17 protein-coding genes are annotated in these 17790 nt (G+C 50.6%); all 17 read left to right on the top strand.

Features of this window, described 5'->3' with window-relative positions; all coding sequences use genetic code 11:
* Positions 1 to 118 precede the first annotated feature (118 nt).
* Complete coding sequence (locus BM159_RS00575; RefSeq protein ID WP_093912323.1) at positions 119 to 889, top strand: ComF family protein; 771 nt, start codon at positions 119 to 121, stop codon at positions 887 to 889.
* Between the two features lie 37 nt (positions 890 to 926).
* On the top strand, positions 927 to 2369 hold the full coding sequence (locus BM159_RS00570; protein ID WP_093912322.1) for a hypothetical protein: 1443 nt from the start codon (positions 927 to 929) through the stop codon (positions 2367 to 2369).
* Between the two features lie 466 nt (positions 2370 to 2835).
* Entirely contained in the window at positions 2836 to 3243 is a 408-nt protein-coding gene (locus BM159_RS00565) for a CtsR family transcriptional regulator (protein ID WP_093912321.1), read from the top strand.
* 60 nt (positions 3244 to 3303) lie between these two features.
* Positions 3304 to 5874 (top strand): ATP-dependent Clp protease ATP-binding subunit, encoded by a 2571-nt coding sequence (locus BM159_RS00560; RefSeq protein WP_177205831.1) that lies wholly within the window; start codon positions 3304 to 3306, stop codon positions 5872 to 5874.
* Complete coding sequence (gene radA, locus BM159_RS00555; protein WP_093912319.1) at positions 5867 to 7231, top strand: DNA repair protein RadA; 1365 nt, start codon at positions 5867 to 5869, stop codon at positions 7229 to 7231. Before BM159_RS00560 ends, radA begins: the two co-directional genes overlap by 8 nt.
* A gap of 165 nt (positions 7232 to 7396) precedes the next feature.
* The gene (locus tag BM159_RS00550) at positions 7397 to 7885 is read left to right on the top strand and encodes a CarD family transcriptional regulator (protein ID WP_093912318.1); all 489 of its coding nucleotides are present in this window, start codon (positions 7397 to 7399) and stop codon (positions 7883 to 7885) included.
* Between the two features lie 196 nt (positions 7886 to 8081).
* Complete coding sequence (locus tag BM159_RS00545) at positions 8082 to 9284, top strand: PIN/TRAM domain-containing protein (protein ID WP_093912317.1); 1203 nt, start codon at positions 8082 to 8084, stop codon at positions 9282 to 9284.
* Positions 9281 to 9991, top strand: coding sequence for a 2-C-methyl-D-erythritol 4-phosphate cytidylyltransferase (ispD, locus tag BM159_RS00540; protein WP_093912316.1), 711 nt, complete (start codon positions 9281 to 9283; stop codon positions 9989 to 9991). Before BM159_RS00545 ends, ispD begins: the two co-directional genes overlap by 4 nt.
* A 94-nt stretch (positions 9992 to 10085) precedes the next feature.
* Positions 10086 to 10565: a 2-C-methyl-D-erythritol 2,4-cyclodiphosphate synthase gene (gene ispF / locus BM159_RS00535; protein WP_093912315.1), complete on the top strand. Its 480-nt coding sequence runs from the start codon at positions 10086 to 10088 to the stop codon at positions 10563 to 10565.
* Between the two features lie 129 nt (positions 10566 to 10694).
* Entirely contained in the window at positions 10695 to 12167 is a 1473-nt protein-coding gene (gene gltX / locus BM159_RS00530) for a glutamate--tRNA ligase (protein WP_093912314.1), read from the top strand.
* A gap of 20 nt (positions 12168 to 12187) precedes the next feature.
* The gene (gene cysS / locus BM159_RS00525; RefSeq protein ID WP_093912313.1) at positions 12188 to 13633 is read left to right on the top strand and encodes a cysteine--tRNA ligase; all 1446 of its coding nucleotides are present in this window, start codon (positions 12188 to 12190) and stop codon (positions 13631 to 13633) included.
* 83 nt (positions 13634 to 13716) lie between these two features.
* Positions 13717 to 14097 carry a Mini-ribonuclease 3 gene (locus BM159_RS00520; RefSeq protein ID WP_245763591.1) on the top strand — a complete coding sequence of 127 codons (381 nt, stop codon included), beginning with the start codon at positions 13717 to 13719 and terminating at the stop codon, positions 14095 to 14097.
* Positions 14098 to 14142: 45 nt separating this feature from the next.
* Positions 14143 to 14874: an FAD-dependent thymidylate synthase gene (gene thyX / locus BM159_RS00515; protein ID WP_093912312.1), complete on the top strand. Its 732-nt coding sequence runs from the start codon at positions 14143 to 14145 to the stop codon at positions 14872 to 14874.
* Positions 14875 to 14994: 120 nt separating this feature from the next.
* Complete coding sequence (rlmB, locus tag BM159_RS00510) at positions 14995 to 15744, top strand: 23S rRNA (guanosine(2251)-2'-O)-methyltransferase RlmB (protein ID WP_093912311.1); 750 nt, start codon at positions 14995 to 14997, stop codon at positions 15742 to 15744.
* Positions 15741 to 16253, top strand: a complete 513-nt coding sequence (locus BM159_RS00505; protein WP_093912310.1) for an NYN domain-containing protein — start codon at positions 15741 to 15743, stop codon at positions 16251 to 16253. The genes rlmB and BM159_RS00505 overlap by 4 nt, the downstream gene beginning before the upstream one ends.
* A gap of 178 nt (positions 16254 to 16431) precedes the next feature.
* A complete protein-coding gene (gene sigH / locus BM159_RS00500) occupies positions 16432 to 17154 on the top strand; it encodes an RNA polymerase sporulation sigma factor SigH (RefSeq protein WP_093912309.1) in 723 nt (240 codons plus the stop codon).
* 177 nt (positions 17155 to 17331) lie between these two features.
* Entirely contained in the window at positions 17332 to 17790 is a 459-nt protein-coding gene (gene brxF / locus BM159_RS00495; protein WP_093912308.1) for a BREX-3 system P-loop-containing protein BrxF, read from the top strand.

Raw genomic sequence — 17790 nt, 5'->3', positions numbered from 1 at the left:
GTCTTGGCAAATGACCGGAGCCGCTCAGAAGACAAACTATTAAAAGTCAAGCCCGAAGGGATGATAAAAACTAATACTTTATAATACAAGGAGGGATAGCATACTGTTTTTCCGGTTAATGAAGGAACTGGTGTTTCCACGCTGCTGTGCCGGCTGCGGTGTGGAGATTGAAGCGGGTTACCTGTGCGGTGAATGCAGGAAAGGACTTTTGCAGATGAAAGCGTTTCCTCCCGCAGGCAGTTTGGACGGGATCCTGTTCTTTTTTGCGTATGAGAACCATATTAAAGAAGCAATTCATAAAATCAAATTCGGGCGGGATAAAGAATTGCTGGATCAGTTGTCTGAAGAAACGGAACGGCTTTTGGCGGATTTGTCCGGACAGAGGATTATCACAAATTTTCTGACGGATGCAGGAAAAAAGCCTTGCAGTGCAGAAAAAGAGTATGATAGAGAAAAAACGGTTCAGGCATACTGTCAGAAAGAGGCTGGCCAGACAATCTGCCAAAAAGGCGTTTCCCGTGAGAAATGCGGTTCCTGGCTTTGGAGCGGGATACCGACAGACAGCGGCCGCCTGCGTGAACGCGGATTTGATCTGCCAGCAGCGCTGTTTTCTTCCCGGGCACAGAAATTGGGGGGAATCTGGACGCAGACCCTCTGCCGGACCCGGAAGACATTGCCCATGTACGGACTGTCTCCGGAAGAAAGAAGACGGAATCTGCAGGACTGTTTTGCCGTGACCCGCGATGTCTGTGGTAAATCGATCGTGTTGGCGGACGATATTTTTACGACAGGCACCACGTTTTCCGCTGCTGCGGCGGCGCTGAAAAAAGCCGGTGCGGAAACGGTAAAAGGGATTGCTTTTTGCGGTTCGGTTGAGAATATACGATGAATGCAAATAACATATAAAAAGAACTGGAGGGAGAGAGATGAAGTTGACTGGCTGTGTAGGAATCAGGGAAGGATTCCGGTTTCAGTATCAGAACCTGGTTGGGGAAGGCCGGGTTACGGAAGAAGCGCTGCAGGCATTACAGCCTGCTATGGAACAGGCTGTAAAAGCGGTACGGGCGATACGCAGCGAAGGCTTTTCCAAAGCGCATCTTTCCAAGGACGGGACACCGGAACATGTGTATTTCCCGCGTCAGGCCTATCTTGCGGAAGGGAACCCGAACGATGAGGCTTCGGTAAAGCGTCTCGAAGAACTGGGAGCGTCATGGAAAGATTCCGTAGATGCGGCGGTGTTTATCGGTATCGGCGGGTCCTATTTGGGGGATAAGGTAATTTTCGATCTGGCGGCAAAACCCTATTGGAACCAGCTGCCGAAAAAAGAGCGCAACGGGTATCCGCAGATTTATTTTGCGGGCAATAATGTGGATGGCGTGGCCTTGCAGGGCCTGATGCGCCAGCTGACACTGCAGGCGCAGCATGTAAAACATCCGCTGCACATCCAGCTGGTGCCGATTTCTAAATCGGGTACTACCATGGAACCGCTGACCAGCTTTGCCGCTTTGCTGAATTATATGAAAGCGCATCCGGAATGGTTTACCATTGATGTGACGGCAGTGACCGGTCTTGATCCGAAAGAATCCCTGCTGTTCCGGCTGGCGCAGGAAAACAACTGGCCGGCGTACAGTATTCCGGAAGGGATCGGCGGGCGTTTCTGCATCCTGAGTAACCCCGGCCTTCTGATGTGCGCCGCATTAGGATATGATATCCGTGCCTTGCTGGAGGGCGCCCGGGAGATGTCGGAACTTTGCCTGGCCACAGAAGGGGCGGAAAACCCGGCGCTGCTGAACGCCGCGCTGAAATATCTGGCTGCTGAAAAACTGGGAGCGGATATTGAAGTGCTGATGGGCTACGGCGATACCCTGCAGTGCCTTGGCGCCTGGTATGTACAGCTGCTGGCAGAGTCCCTGGGCAAACGGATGGACCGGAACGGCAAGACTGCGTTTTACGGCCGTACGCCTGTAGTGGCCGTAGGTACAACGGATATGCATTCCATGACCCAGCAGCATCAGGACGGGAAACGCAACAAGGTGATCCAGTTCCTGGAAGTGGAAAAACCTGCGGAAACGATTGTAGTAGACAATCCGTTCCCGAAAGAAAAAGCCTTTGCTTTATATGCCGGCAAGGAAATGAACGTGTTGTTGCAGGCAGCGTTGAAAGCGAATGAAACAGCCCTGACGGAAGACGGCAGGCTGAATGCCCGGTACGTGCTGCCGGAACTGGCGCCGCGTTACATCGGGCAGCTGCTCATGTTCCTGATGTACAGTATCGCGTACGAAGGAGAACTGGCAGATGTGGATGCCTACGACCAGCCCGGCGTGGAAGCTTACAAACGCATTATGAAAGCGGAACTGGCAAAAGGATAAATTAAAAAGATTTATGCACAAGTTTTATTGAAAAAGATAAGTTGAAAAAACCAGAAGCGGGAAAGACTTTGCAAAACCGTGCCCGTTTGCTATTTCAAGACTCATTCGCCTGTGGCTTCGAAACTCGGGGCTTCGCCCCTTAGACAGTCTAGCCACGACGGCGGATTTCATCGTATGAAATTACGCAAACGCTCCTGATGTTTTGCGCAGTTCTTCCCCGCTTCTGGTTTTTAATTTGTCTTTTTTTATCTTCTGTTTTTGTAACATTTTATATAGTTTTGCAAAGAGTTTGTGAAAAAATAATAGTTGCACTTGCATAAAGTCAAAAAGTCAAATATAATATCAAATATAAAATGCTCTACAGGAAATTTGGCAATATATATTTTAATTTTGCGTAGGAAAGATATTTATTTGTAATCCTGTGCAAGAATGAAAACAGGCAGTAAAACAGAAAGCAGGTAGAAAAATGAAAAATATGGCAGACGCGATAGAAAGCTTTATTGTAGGTCAACTGCTGGCGGCAAGCAAGAATACGGTAATGGTGCAGCGCAATGAACTGGCGGACAGGTTATCCTGCGCGCCGTCCCAGATCAGTTACGTGCTGAGCACGCGCTTTACACCGGAAAAAGGTTATCTGGTAGAATCCCGCCGGGGCAGCGGAGGCTTTATCCGTATCGTCAGGATATTGCCGGTAGAAGAACAGCAGGAGGAGCCGACTGTGGATGAAATCCTGCATTACTGGCATGAAAACCGCATGCTGACCGACAGGGAATTTGAACTGCTGCATTATCTGATGGGTATCATGGACATCCCGGAAAGGGAAAAACGCCGCGTTCTCCGCCAGGCGGTACAGCGCATGGTGGATGCAGGCTGACAGAAGAAAACAGAGTGAAGGATCATGTGCCGGGACAATGTTTTTTCCGGCAAGGAGGATATGATGTTATGTGAACGGTGTGGCAAACGGGAAGCCACGGTAAATGTAGTTTGCGTCGTTAACAATACGCGGGTCAGCAAATGGCTTTGTGAGACCTGCGCCAAAGAGTTTGCGACAGAAGGGGTCCTGTCCGGCCAGAACGGGGAAGGGGCCCGCAATATTCTGGAAGAAATTTTTAAGCCGCTGCGCAAACTGGCGGAACAGAATTATTATGAAGAAGCTGTTGGCCAGAAGAATCATTTCTATACCGAGTTGGCGGAAAGGATTCTGGCCACCGCGCGCCGTACAGCGAACCAGCGTCAGCAGGAAGAAATCGGCACGGAACATATTTTATGGGCCATGCTGCAGGAGCCGGAAAGCCAGGCAGCGCATCTCCTGCTGCGGTGCGGCGTGGATAAGTATACGCTGCTGGGAGAACTGGAGACGTGGATGGGGAAAAGCGCAGAAGGCGCCAATCCCGTCACCTATACTAAAGAGGCTTCCAGGGCTATGGAATACGCCAAATCCTTTGCGGATGCGGACGGGCTCTACCTGATCAGCTCCGGCCATATCCTGCTGGGTCTGCTGGCGGAAGACGGCTGTGTGGCGGAACGGGTTCTGCAACGTTTTGCTATCGATATGAACCGGGTGCAGGTCATGATGCACGAAGAGTTTATCAAGACCCATTCCCTGCCGGAAAAGAATAAGTTCAAATCACAGGCGAAGAAGGAAAAAGCAGAAGCGGAAATGCAAAAGGCGTTAAAACTTCTGAAAGGCTTCGGGCGCAATCTGAACGAACTGGCCGCACAGGATAAGCTGGATCCGGTGCTGGGCCGGGAAAAGGAACTGGAGCACGTAATGCGGATCTTGTGCCGGCGTACTAAGAACAACCCGGTCCTGATCGGGGAATCCGGCGTGGGGAAAACAGCGGTTGCGGAAGGTCTGGCCCAGCGGATCGTGAACGGGGAGGCTCCTGAGTTTCTCTCGGATAAGATTATTTTTTCCCTGGAACTGGGCTATGTGGTTGCTGGTGCCAAGTACAGGGGGGAACTGGAAGAACGTTTGCGGGATATCATTGAAGCGGTCAAACGCTGTCCCCGGATCATCCTCTTTATGGATGAACTGCAGATGCTGATGAACGGCGGCGACGGCACCATGAATATCGCCAATATCATCAAACCTGCCCTGGCCAGAGGGGAGCTGCATGTAATCGGGGCAACCACGCTGGAAGATTACCGCAAAAGCGTAGAGAAAGACGCGGCGCTGGAGCGGCGTTTCCAGCCGGTCCGCGTGGATGCGCCGGATGCGGCGTCGGCCTTGAAAATACTGAAGCGGCTGTGCGGACGCTATGAAAAGTATCACCATGTTCAGGTTACGGAAGATGCGCTGGAAGCGGCCGTAAAATTATCGGACCGGTATATAACGGACAGAAACCTGCCTGACAAGGCGATTGACATATTGGATGAAGCCTGTGCTTCCGTGCGGCTCCACAGCAGCAAGGATTACTCGGGACAGATGGGCGATCCGGTTGTGGATGCGGACACGGTACGCCAGATTATTTCCCAGTGGACGAACATTCCGCTGACTCGGCTGAACGCGGCGGAATCCAGCAGTCTGCTGCAGCTGGAGGAGGCCCTGCATGAACGTATCGTGGGCCAGGGCAAGGCGGTGAAAGCCGTGGCCCAGGCCGTGCGGCGCGCCCGGGCGGGTCTGAAAGATCCCCACCGGCCGATGGGTTCTTTCCTGTTCCTTGGGCCTACGGGCGTCGGGAAGACAGAACTGGCAAAGGCGCTGGCAGAGAATCTGTTCGGGGATGAAAGAGCGTTGCTGCGTTTTGATATGAGCGAGTACATGGAGAAGCATACCGCTTCCCGCCTTATCGGCGCTCCTCCCGGTTATGTGGGTTATGAAGAAGGCGGCCGTCTTACTTCCGCTGTGAAACGCCGCCCCTATTCCATCGTATTGCTGGATGAGATCGAAAAAGCCCATCCCGATATATTCAACCTGCTCCTGCAGATTATGGAAGACGGGAGGCTGACCGACGGCCAGGGCGTGACAGTGGATTTCCGCAACTGCGTAATCCTGATGACAAGCAATGCCTGCGCGGAGATGATGAGCGACAGGCGCAGCCTGGGTTTCGCGGCCGATGCGGATACCGCTGTGGCAAATCAGAAACAGAACGTCCTGCAGGGGATCAAAGATATTTTCCGTCCGGAGTTTTTAAACCGGCTGGATGAGATTGTGGTATTCGACCCGTTAGGCAAAAAGGAACTGGCCCAGATTGTGGACAAGATGCTGGAGGACCTGCAGAAGCGGCTCCGGGATACGGGGATGCGCCTGCGTATGACAGCGGCCGCCAGAGACAAGCTGCTGCAGTCGGGGATGGATGTCCGGTACGGCGCCCGTCCGCTGCGGCGCGCTTTACAGAAAGAAATTGAAGATAAACTGGCAGATCTGTATCTGGAAAGGACGTTTGCTGCCGGAGATGAAATACTGATTGATGTGATGGCGGGAGATTTCAGTTTTTCCCGTATGAAAGAGGCTGATACGGAAAACATGGTGCCGGTACAAGAGGAACAGAATTATGGCTAAAACAAAGGCAAAGGTTAGCTATGTCTGCCAGAATTGCGGCTATGTGACGGCTTCCTGGTTAGGGAAATGCCCGGAATGTGGAACATGGAACTCTTTCAGCGAACAATTGGAAACCAAGTCAAAAGAACAGGGGTATGTCCATTATGCCGGGAACACCAGGCCGAGGACCGTCAGCAGCGTCGCGGCCGGATCTGTCCGCCGTATGGAAACCGGCATCCATGAATTTGACAGGGTATTGGGTGGGGGGATTGTTCCCGGAAGCCTTGTGCTGTTAAGTGGCGATCCCGGTATCGGTAAATCCACGATCCTTCTGGACGCGGCCATGCGTTTCAGCCAGAAACAGATAAAAGTTTTGTATGTTTCCGGCGAAGAGTCGGAGGAGCAGACTGCCATGCGGGCCGGCCGTCTGGGGACCTGCACGGATTCTCTTCTGATCATGACCGCTTCGGAGATTGGCAATATCCTGCTTCAGGCCGAACATGAAAAACCGGGGCTCCTGGTCATCGATTCTATCCAGACTATGTACACAGGCGATCTGGAAACGTCGGCGGGCAGTGTGGGACAGGTGCGGGAATGCACGGCAAGGCTGCTGCGGTATGCCAAGACTTCCGGCACGGCGGTGCTGATCATCGGGCATATGACAAAGGATGGAAACATTGCCGGTCCGCGCCTGCTGGAGCATATGGTGGACGTTGTCCTTCAGTTTGAAGGGGAACGCAGCTACGCATTCCGCGTATTACGTGCCCTGAAAAACCGTTTCGGCTCCACGGAGGAGTGCGGGATTTTTTCCATGGAGCAGGGGGGACTGGCGGAGGTTCCCAATCCGGCCGGGCTTTTTCTGGAGGAGAGAGTAAACGAGGTGCCGGGCACGGCAATCGGAGGCTGCCTGGAAGGGAACCGTCCTGTCATGGTAGAGTTCCAGGCGCTGGCGGCCCGTACCCCGTATGGCATGCCCCGGAGGACTGCGGTTGGCTTTGATTATAACCGGGTCAATATGCTGATTGCGGTCCTGGAACGCCGGATGGGGCTGGATTTCGGAACCCATGATGTCTATGTCAATGTGGTAGGGGGCATCAGAGTCAATGAAACCGCGGCTGACCTGCCTGTTCTGGCAGCGCTGTTTTCCAGCTACCGGAACCGTCCGGTTCCCGGCGGAACGGTTATTTTCGGGGAAGTAGGGCTTACGGGTGAAGTGCGGCGCGTACAGGCCATGGAACGCCGTATTGCGGATGCGGCCAAGCTGGGTTTTGGCAGATTTGTTGTCCCGGATGCAAAGCTGCGCCTGCCGACAGAATTCAGGGGTGAAATTATCAGAGTACGGACAGTGGAAGAGGCAATTCAGACATTATTTAAATAAATTCATGTAATCGGCCGATTATGGGTTGACAGCGTGCATACACTGATATATAATGAAAATCTTTGACGCCTGCAAAAAATCATGATATAATATGTATGTATTCAATATGCTTTGTTTAACTAAAGTTTTTTAGTTTTCCCCTGGTATTCTGTATGGAGGTTTCCGATGTTTTCGGTTGGTGACAAAGTAGTATATCCGATGCATGGCGCAGGTCAGATAGAAGCAGTTGAGGAACGGGTGTATGAAGCACAGCCAACAAAATATTTAGTGCTTTCCATGTTTTTGGGAAACATGAAAGTACGTATACCTGTATGTAATCTGGAAAAGGTCGGGCTTCGCCCGATTATTCCCAAAAGCAAGATGAAAGAAATACAGAAAGTTTTGGAAACCGAAGTGGTCAATAATCTGAAAAGCATTACCTGGAACCGCCGTTTTACGATTTATATTGATAAAATGAAAAGCGGGGATGTTTTGGATCTGGCAGAAGTGATCAGCATTCTGGCGCGGCAGGATAAACAGAAACGTCTTTCTACCGGGGAGCGCCGTCTGCTGGGGAACGCCAGGCAGATTCTGGCCAGTGAGATTATGATCGTTAAAAACAGCAATATTGAATCCGCAGAGAAATGGATCGACAAGGCGCTGCACATTGCGTGACATACCGTGTGCACCGGGTATCAAATACAAGTCTTCGATAATAATGTCAGAATTCACGTTCTGACATTTATTTTTTGTGAAAAAACGCTTTTAATACTGTTATAAAACCGAAATATGTAGTAAAATATAAAAATAAGTATGATGGATAAGTGTTATCTTTTGAATGCTTATGAGTTTTGAGGAAAGGAGGATAGCCATGTTACGAAGAATACTCACTGCAGCGATAGCCGTGCTTTTAACTGTAACCGGACTTATACTTATGGAACAGCTGCTTCCTCAAATTTCATATTTTCTCGGCTATAATATCCATTCCACAGGACTGTTGGGTTATTCTTATATCCACTGGCTCTTTGCCATAGTAAGCGTATTGTTTTTCGGCTGGATCGGCTGGGTCATTACGCCCTTTCTGATTAAATTCCTGCTGAAATATTCGGAAATTGTGGCCTCTGTTCTTGCCAAAGTGCCTTCTGCCGATATTATTGTTTCCCTGATCGGCGTGCTGGTGGGCCTGATTCTGGCGAATCTGATTGGCGCCCCGTTTTCGCGTCTGCCTATTGTAGGCCCTTATATTCCGATTGTTCTGAGCATCATTCTGGCATTAACGGGAGCCAAAGTTGCTTCCCACAAAAGCAAAGACATCCTGGGGCTGTTTTACCGTTCCCGGGCGCAAGGAAAGGACCTTCCTGTCAAGACGGAGGAAATGGAGCTGGATCAGCAGGAGGACGCGGTGGTTGACGCGGATTCCCTGCCTGTTGAACTGGCAGCGTCCAATAAGCTGCTGGATACCAGTGTGATTATCGACGGAAGGATTTCGGATATCCTGAAGACCGGTTTTCTGGAAGGGAACCTTGTGATCCCCCGTTTTGTATTGGATGAATTACAGCGTCTTTCTGACTCTTCGGACAATCTGAAACGTGCAAAAGGGCGGCGGGGGCTGGATTTTATTCACGAACTGCAGGAAATCTTTCCCCACGTTGTCATCGTGAATGATATGGAATATGAAATGATCAAGGACGTTGACAGCAAGCTGATCGCCCTTGCGAAGGATACCGGTTCCATGATTGTTACCAACGATTTTAATCTGAATAAGGTAGCGTCTATCCAGGGAATCCGGGTGTTGAATATTAACGATCTGGCCAACGCGGTGAAGCCGGTCGTGATTCCCGGGGAAGAAATGACGGTCTATTTGCTCCGGGAAGGAAAAGAAAGCGGGCAGGCGATTGCCTATCTGCAGGATGGCACGATGATCGTTGTAGAGGGAGGGCGCAAATATATAGGCAATAAGATTCGTATAGCCGTAACCTCTGTGCTGCAGACATCGGCCGGCCGTATGATTTTTGCCAAGGTACCTAAGAATCATGAAGTCCATGATGTATTGGCCGGGGCGGAGGGAACATGAAAGATTTGCTGACCGTAATTGTCCCGGCTGCCGGTGCAGGAAGGCGCATGGGCTTTGGGAAAAATAAGGCGTTTATCACGATCCGGGACATTCCGCTGCTGGTCTTATGCATGAAGATGCTGGCGGAAACCGGGATGGTCCGGCGTGTAATTGTTGTGACGAGAGCCTGGGAGATAACGGAAACAGAATTGATGCTGAAAGAATACCGGGACCGTTTTCCGGGTTTAAGCTGGCAGGTTACGGCCGGAGGCAGGGAACGGCAGGATTCTGTTGCCAACGGTCTGGCGCTGGTCACGGATGAAAGCGGTTATGTGGCGGTGCACGATGGAGCCCGGCCTTTTGCGGGAACAGAAGTCTTTGCCCGCACGTTCGCAAGGGCAAAAGAATGCGGGGCTGCCATTGCGGCCGTACCTTTGAAAGACACGGTGAAAATCGTGGATGCCCGGGGCATTGTCGTGTCCACACCGGACAGGTCCTCTTTATGCGCTGTCCAGACCCCGCAGATTTTTGAGATAAATGTGTTGCGCAAAGGCTATGATTTTTTAAAAGAGCATCCTGTTGCGGTGACGGATGACGCATCTCTGGTGGAGGCGTCGGGTCATCCGGTGGCTGTCGCGGAAGGCTCTTATGAAAACATTAAGGTTACGACACCGGAAGATTTGCTGTTGGCTGAAAAGATTTTGGAAAAACAGAGTCGTTCTGAATAATGATAGAAGAGAGTCCCGCTAAAGGATAATTGCGGGAAACGATAATTCATTACTATGTTTTGACGCCGTTTACGGGTGAATGGAGATTTGAAAGATGCAGTTCAGAGTAGGAACCGGTTTTGATGTACATGCCCTTGTGGAAAACAGGGCCCTGATTCTGGCAGGGGTCCGGGTACCTTATGAAAGAGGGCTGCTGGGGCACAGCGATGCGGATGTGGCGTTGCATGCCCTGATGGATGCCCTGCTGGGGGCAGCGGGCAAAGGGGATATCGGGAAACATTTTCCTGATACGGATGATAAATACGAGGGGGCCGACAGCCGGCGTCTTCTGCGCGTTGTTGTGGAAATGCTCCAGAAAGACGGATGGCAGGTCAATAATGCGGATGTGACTATTATTGCGCAACGTCCTAAATTAGCTCCGTATATCGCAGCCATGCGGGAGCTGGTTGCAAACGATCTGGGCATTACGGAAGACGCAGTGAATATAAAAGCGACGACTACGGAAAAACTCGGGTTTGCCGGAAGAGGCGAAGGCATCGCTGCGGAAGCGGTGGCCAGTATCATAAGAGCCTGAGGCTCAGGCAGTTTTTATGATGTATAATGTGACGGCCGGGTACTTTTTCTGTAAGGCTGTCTGTATAAAGTTTATTAATAATTATTAGTTATAGTAAGAGTTTGAATATCATTTTTGGAGGGATTTTCAATGTCACAGGAAATTCGTGTACGCTTTGCGCCAAGCCCTACCGGGCCATTTCATATCGGCGGCGCCCGCAGCGCGCTGTTTAACTGGCTGCTGGCCAGAAAATTAGGCGGCAAGATGGTGCTCCGTATTGAAGATACGGATCGGAAACGCTCTACGCCGGAATCGGAAGAGAATATTAAAAATTCCTTACGGTGGCTGGGCATGGACTGGGATGAAGGCGTTGATGTGGGTGGCCCGTATGGCCCGTACCGTCAGATGGAACGTCTGGACATCTATAAGAAATATACAGACCAGCTCCTGGCAGAAGGGAAAGCTTACTACTGTTACTGTACGCCGGAAGAACTGGAGGAAGAACGGCAAAGCCTTCTGAAAGAGGGAAAAATGCCGCGCTATATGGGAAAATGCAGGGAACTGACGCCGGAACAGATTGCGAAATATGAAGCGGAAGGCCGCAAACCTTCGGTCCGTCTGCGTGTGCCGCCCAACGAAAAGATCGTTGTCCACGACCTGATTCGTGGCGATGTGGAATTTGATTCCAACGGCATCGGGGATTTTGTCATTGTCAAATCTGACGGAATTCCTACCTATAATTATGCTGTGGTTATTGACGACAGCCTTATGCATGTGACCCATGTCATCCGGGCGGAGGAACATTTATCCAATACGCCCAGACAATTGCTGGTGTATGATGCATTAGGCTTCGAAAAACCGGTGTTCGGCCATGTTTCCCTGATTCTGGGAACTGACCATACGAAGATGAGCAAACGGCATGGCGCGACTTCTCTGGACGCGTACCGCCAGAAGGGATATATTCCGGCCGGCCTGAATAATTTCCTTGCGTTGCTGGGCTGGGCTCCTCCCGGGGAGAAGGAAATCTTTACCATGGCAGAAGCGATTCAGGAATTTTCCCTGGACCGTGTGGCTAAAAATCCTGCTGTATTTGATTTTAAGAAACTGGACTGGATCAACGGGCAGCATATCCGCAAAATGTCTGCCGAAGCGTTCTGGGAACTGGCTGTGCCGTTTATGAAAGAAGCCGGCTATATGACCGGCGATGAGGACGGTGCAAAGCTGGAATGGCTGAAGAAGGTCGTGGCAACCGCCCAGACCCAGATTGATTACGGCGCCCAGATACCGGAAAAGGTTTCCATGTATTTCAGCGACGACTTCGAGTTTGAAAACGAAGAAGCCGCTGCCGTGCTGAAGGAAGAAACGGCTCCCATGGTCATGAAAGCTTTATTGGAAGAACTTAAAGCACTTCCGGAATTAAACCGGGATACGGTAAAAGCCGCCTTCAAGAAAGTCCAGAAAGCAAACAAGCTGAAAGGGCAGCAGGTGTACATGCCGATCCGTGTAACGCTGACAGGGAACCAGCACGGTCCGGAACTGGCGGAAATGATCCCGCTGTTCGGTCTGGAACGCACGGAGAAGAGAATCTTGAAGAGCCTGGAAAAAGCAGGGGTTTCTTTATAACTGACAAGGAGTAACACAGAATGGCAATTAAAGTTTACAATACGATGACACGCAAAAAAGAAGAATTTGTTCCAATGAATCCGGGGAAGGCGAGCATTTATGTCTGCGGCGTAACCCCGTATAACCATCCGCATATCGGCAACGCCCGCCCCTTTGTGACCTGGGATGTGATCCACCGTTTCCTGGAACATGAAGGGTACGATGTGCTGCATGTGCAGAATTTTACCGACGTGGATGATAAGATTATCAATACAGCGAATGCGGAGGGTGTACAGTGGAGTGATATCTGCGGCCGTTACATCGAATCGTACTTTGAGGTGATGGACAAGCTGAATGTCCGCCGCGTTCAGATTTATCCCCGGGTATCCCGCCATATTCCGGACATTATCAACACGGTCCAGGCATTGATCGATAACGGATTCGCCTATGTGGTGGACGGCGATGTATATTACAGCGTGGAAAAATTCCCGCGTTACGGCTGCCTTTCCGGCCGGGATCTGAACGATATGCTGGCAGGGGCCCGGGTGGATGTGGACGACCGGAAACAGAATCCCATGGACTTTGCTCTGTGGAAAGCGGCCAAACCCGGTGAACCGGCCTGGGATTCTCCCTGGGGCAAAGGGCGGCCCGGCTGGCATATTGAATGCTCTACCATGAGCATGAAATATCTGGGCTCTTCCTTTGATTTCCATGGCGGCGGCAGCGATCTGATCTTCCCGCACCATGAAAATGAAATTGCCCAGTCGGAAGGGGCCACCGGTGTTCATCCCTTTGTGCGCTACTGGCTCCACAATGGGTTTATTACTGTTAATGAAGAAAAAATGTCAAAATCACTTGGCAATTTCTTTACGGTAAAAGACATTCTGGAACATTTTGCCCCGGAAACATTACGTTTCTTTATCGTTTCCACCCATTACCGCAGTCCGCTGGACTTTAGCGATGCGCGGCTGAAAGAGGCCGATGCGAGCCTGCAGCGCCTGCGTACGGCAAAAGAAAATCTGGCAGCCTTGAGAAAGGTCATCAGCGGCGGTCCGACCGAAGAGAGCATGGCTTTACGCGGCAAAGTCGAACAGCTTCGCAATGATTTTATGGAAGCCATGCGTGATGATTTCAATACGGCTCTGGCTATCAGCCATATGTTCGCGCTGGCAAAAGAGATTAACGTTTACAAAGCGCAGGCTGATTCCGGTAATGTAGCCACGGACGGGAAATTAGTGGATATGATGAGCAAAGTTTTTGCTGAATTCTGCTCCATTATCGGCGTGTTGGAAGGGGAAGCGGAAGCTGCAGGGAACGATGGTGATGGCGGACTGACGGAACAGCTGATGCAGCTGCTGCTGGAATTGCGCCAGGATGCCCGTAAGGCTAAAAACTACGCCCAGGCGGATGCCATCCGCAATAAATTGGGCGAGCTGGGCATCGTGATTGAAGATACGCCCCAGGGCGCACGGTGGAAAAAGCAGTGAAATTTACCCGATTTCAACAGTTAAAACAGCACGCACTGGCAATCTGTCAGGAAGAAGGAAGACCATTGCCTGATCCCGGTCAGATGAATCCGATTGTACTGGCCCTGATCGGTGACAGCGTGTTTACGTTTTATGTCCGTATGCGCCTGCTGCCGTCTTCCAGTCATGTACAAGTGATCCATACGATTGCGGCAAAAATGGTATCTGCCGTGATGCAGGCCAAAGCCATGCACATTCTGGAAGCAGGTTTGTCAGAAAAGGAAGCGGCGGTTGTGCACAGGGGCCGCAACGCCAAGTCCATGGTGCCCAAAAGCGCCAGCGTGAGCGAATATCGCTCGGCCACAGCACTGGAAGCCTTATGCGGCTGGCTGCTTCTGACAGATCAGGAGGAACGGCTGGAGCGTTTGCTGGAACAGTCGTTTCAGGTGATTTCCCGGGAAATGCGGGACCTTTCGTTACTATAACGGAATTAATATAGAAGAGAAGATCTGAAAAGGGGAGGGACTATCATGAAGGTTGTATTAGTAAGACATACTCCGGATCCGGACAAATCAGTGGCATTAAGCGCACGCCTGTGTTATTCTCCGGTAGGAGTTACGGAACTCCAGGAAAAGATGAGCGATGAGGAAGCGGCGCGCCTGGTCCGTATGCTGGTGCGCATGGGCCATTTCTCTCCGATTGAACATGTAACCTTTACGTTTGCTATCGAGGGCGTTTCCCGTGTTCTGACGCATCAGCTTGTCCGTCACAGGATCGCTTCGTATTCGCAGCAGTCCCAGCGGTATGTAAAAGAACACAATTTTGAATCGATCATGCCTCCTGCTATTGCGGCAATTCCCGAAGCAAAAGCTAAATTTGAGGCATGCATGCAGAATCTGCAGGATCTGTATAATGATCTGACGGACCATTACGGCATTGCCAACGAAGATGCGCGGTATGTACTGCCGAATGCGGCAGAAACGAAAATCGTCTGCACCTTTAATGCCCGTTCACTCTACAATTTCTTCAATTTACGCTGCTGCAACCGTGCGCAGTGGGAAATCCGCGAACTGGCCTGGAAGATGCTGACGGAATGCCGTAAAGTGGCGCCTGTTTTGTTTGAAAAAGCGGGCCCGGACTGTGTGGCCAAAGGTACCTGTAAAGAAGGAAAGATGAGCTGCGGTATTTTGCCGAAAGTAAAACAGCATCAGGCCGAAGGCAAAGAGGTTGCGGAACTGTTTTTGCCTGGCAAAAACGATTAAGAAAAGCGCAGGTTCAGGCTTTTATATCCGGCGGTATTTCTGCTGCCGGTTTGTTTAAGGAGAACCTGATCAGGCAGGTGTGCCTGATGGGTTAATCAGAGTTCCCTTAAAGGAGCGTTTATGACAGAAGAAATCGTTGCCGGGCGTAATGCGGTGTTTGAGGCTTTGTCCAGCAGACGTCCGGTCAATAAGATTCTCATTAAAGCGGGGCTGCAGGGCGGCAGCCTGGGAAAAATTATCGTGGCGGCACAGAGTGCGGCCGTACCGGTAGAATATGTACAGCCCGAAAAACTGGACAGGCTGGCTCCGGGAATACGTCACCAGGGGATTGTGGCATTGGCATCCCCCATTGCGTTCAGTTCTTTGGAAACGGTTTTGGAACGGGCTGCGTCCCGGAACGAAATGCCGTTTTTGCTTCTGCTGGACGAATTGCAGGATCCGCAGAACGTCGGTGCCCTGATCCGCAGCGCAGACGCTGCCGGGGTACACGGTGTTTTATTGCCCAGGCGGCGAAGCTGCCCGCTGAACATGGTTGTGGCAAAGATCTCTGCCGGAGCTGTTAATTATGTGCCGGTAGTACAAATCGGTAATATTGTCCAGACGTTGCGGAGCTTAAAAGAACAGGGATTCTGGGTCGTCGGGGCAGACATGGAAGGGGACAGCCTGTATTTTGAAACAGATCTGGACCGTCCTCTTGTACTGGTAGTCGGCGCAGAAGGCAAAGGTATGGGACATCTGGTAAAGGAAAACTGCGATATGCTTGTCCGGATACCCATGCAGGGAGGCGTAAACTCCCTGAATGCGTCCGCGGCAGGAGCCATTCTGCTGTATGAAGTGGTACGGCAGCGGATGCAGAAGGCCGCGAAATGAAAGAGTATTACCTGGTTGACGGATACAACGTCATCAATAACTGGCAGGATTTTGCGGGGACACGGGATACTGACCTGGAACACGCGCGTGATATGCTGATAGACAGGGTCGCGGAGTTTTCGTCCTTTCATGGCTATAACGCCGTTGTTGTGTTTGACGCGATGGATGCAAAAGGACCGGAAGCAACAGAACACATCCGCGGGTGTACGGTAATTTATACTGCCGAACAGGAAACGGCGGACAGCTGGATCGAACGGGAAACGTATCAGATTGCCAGGAAGGGGATCAAAGTCTTTGTTGTTACCAGCGATAAAGCCGAACAGGACAGCGTGCTCGGCTCCGGAGCACTCCGCATTTCCGCCCGTGAGTTCCGGGAAATTTATTATAAGACAAAAAAAGAAATTAAAGAAAAAATAGACAAACTGCCGGGCAGTTCAGGCCGGCGGGAACTGGGTGGCCGTATTGACGGGGATGTGGCATCGCATCTGGAAAGGTTAAGACGTGGATAAGCCGGCTTACCGTTATTAATAATAACGGATGCTGCAGCCTGGCAACGTGAGTTCCGGTCTTGGAGCTGCGCTTTGTTTGACGTTGCAACAGTCTGTCGTGTATAATTTAAATATACGTAAGAAACAGCCGCCCGGGTGGGAGAGAATTATCTTGCTATTACTGGAAGGTGGAGAATAGATGAACGGGGTGACCGGCGATCCCTACGCCAGATTTACCGATATGCCGGATGAGGACATTGTTGAACTGGCAAATGCGGAAAACAGTGTATTGGCCCAGGAATATCTGCTGCATAAGTATCGCAATTTTGTGCGGGGAAAAGCTAAAAGTTATTTCCTGATCGGGGCGGAACGGGAAGATATCATTCAGGAAGGGATGATAGGCCTCTATAAAGCAATCCGGGATTTCCGGCGGGAAAAACAGGCGTCATTCCGCTCTTTTGCGGAGTTGTGCGTAACCCGTCAGATTATAACGGCCATTAAAACCGCGACCCGGCAAAAGCATATTCCGCTGAATTCCTATGTGTCATTGAATAAGCCCATTTATGAACAGGATTCGGACCGGACCCTGCTGGACGTGATTTCCAGCGGCACCAAAGTGGTGAATCCGGAAGAGATGATCATCCGGAGGGAAGAGTTTATCGAAATTAAAAATAAGATGAACATGATCCTCAGTGATCTGGAGTGGGAAGTTTTCATGAATTACCTGGACGGAAAATCGTACCAGGAGACGGCCAGAGAGCTGCACCGGCATATTAAATCCATTGACAATGCGTTGCAGCGCGTCAAAAGGAAGGTGGAAAAATACAAAGAGGCCCATAGCGGTGATGCTGATATTTACGCGGTATGTTCCTGCATCCTTTCCATTGAGCCCCGTAAGCGGGACAAAAGAAAAGACAGTTGAAACAAATGAAATTGATAAATCTGAAACATACTGTTGTATTGAAATGAAGAATAGTATAAAATATAAGTGACTTTAAAGGATTTTATCCGGAAACAGCGAATGATTATCGTTATAAAGAATTAAATGTTCCGGCATTTCCAAATAATGATCTGTTAACAGATTTAGGAGGTAATTAAAATGAGTCAGACAGAAGAATTCGTAAAGGTTGTAGAGGCAGCAAAAGAAGCAAAAGGAGTTATTTTTGTAACTGGTAAGCCCGGCAGCGGCAAAAGCAAGGTTTTGCGCGAAGCCGCCGAAGACAAGAAATGGGATTATGTAGATTGCCGTTTACTGATCAGCGAAGAGTTCCTGGCGGTACCGAAAGAAGAACGGAATGCCAAAGCGCCGGAAATGATGGGCGAAGCGCTTGCCAGTTATAATTCCGATGTTATCTTGTTAGATCGTTTACAGACGTTGTTTGTGCCGGTATTTAACCTGGACGTTGCTGCCCTGCTTAAAGAACTGGGGCAGAAGTTTGTACTGGTTGCCGCCTGGCCCGGATATGTGAAAGACGGCATGCTGTGCTATGACAAATTTGACGGCACTGAATCCATCCGGATTCCGCAGGACGGTTTTACGATTTGGAACGTTGATTAA

The organism is Succiniclasticum ruminis DSM 9236, assembly GCF_900112895.1.
GTDB lineage: Bacteria > Bacillota > Negativicutes > Acidaminococcales > Acidaminococcaceae > Succiniclasticum > Succiniclasticum ruminis.
Note: the sequence above shows the minus strand (reverse complement) of the source record. Positions and strands in the feature narration are given on the sequence as shown.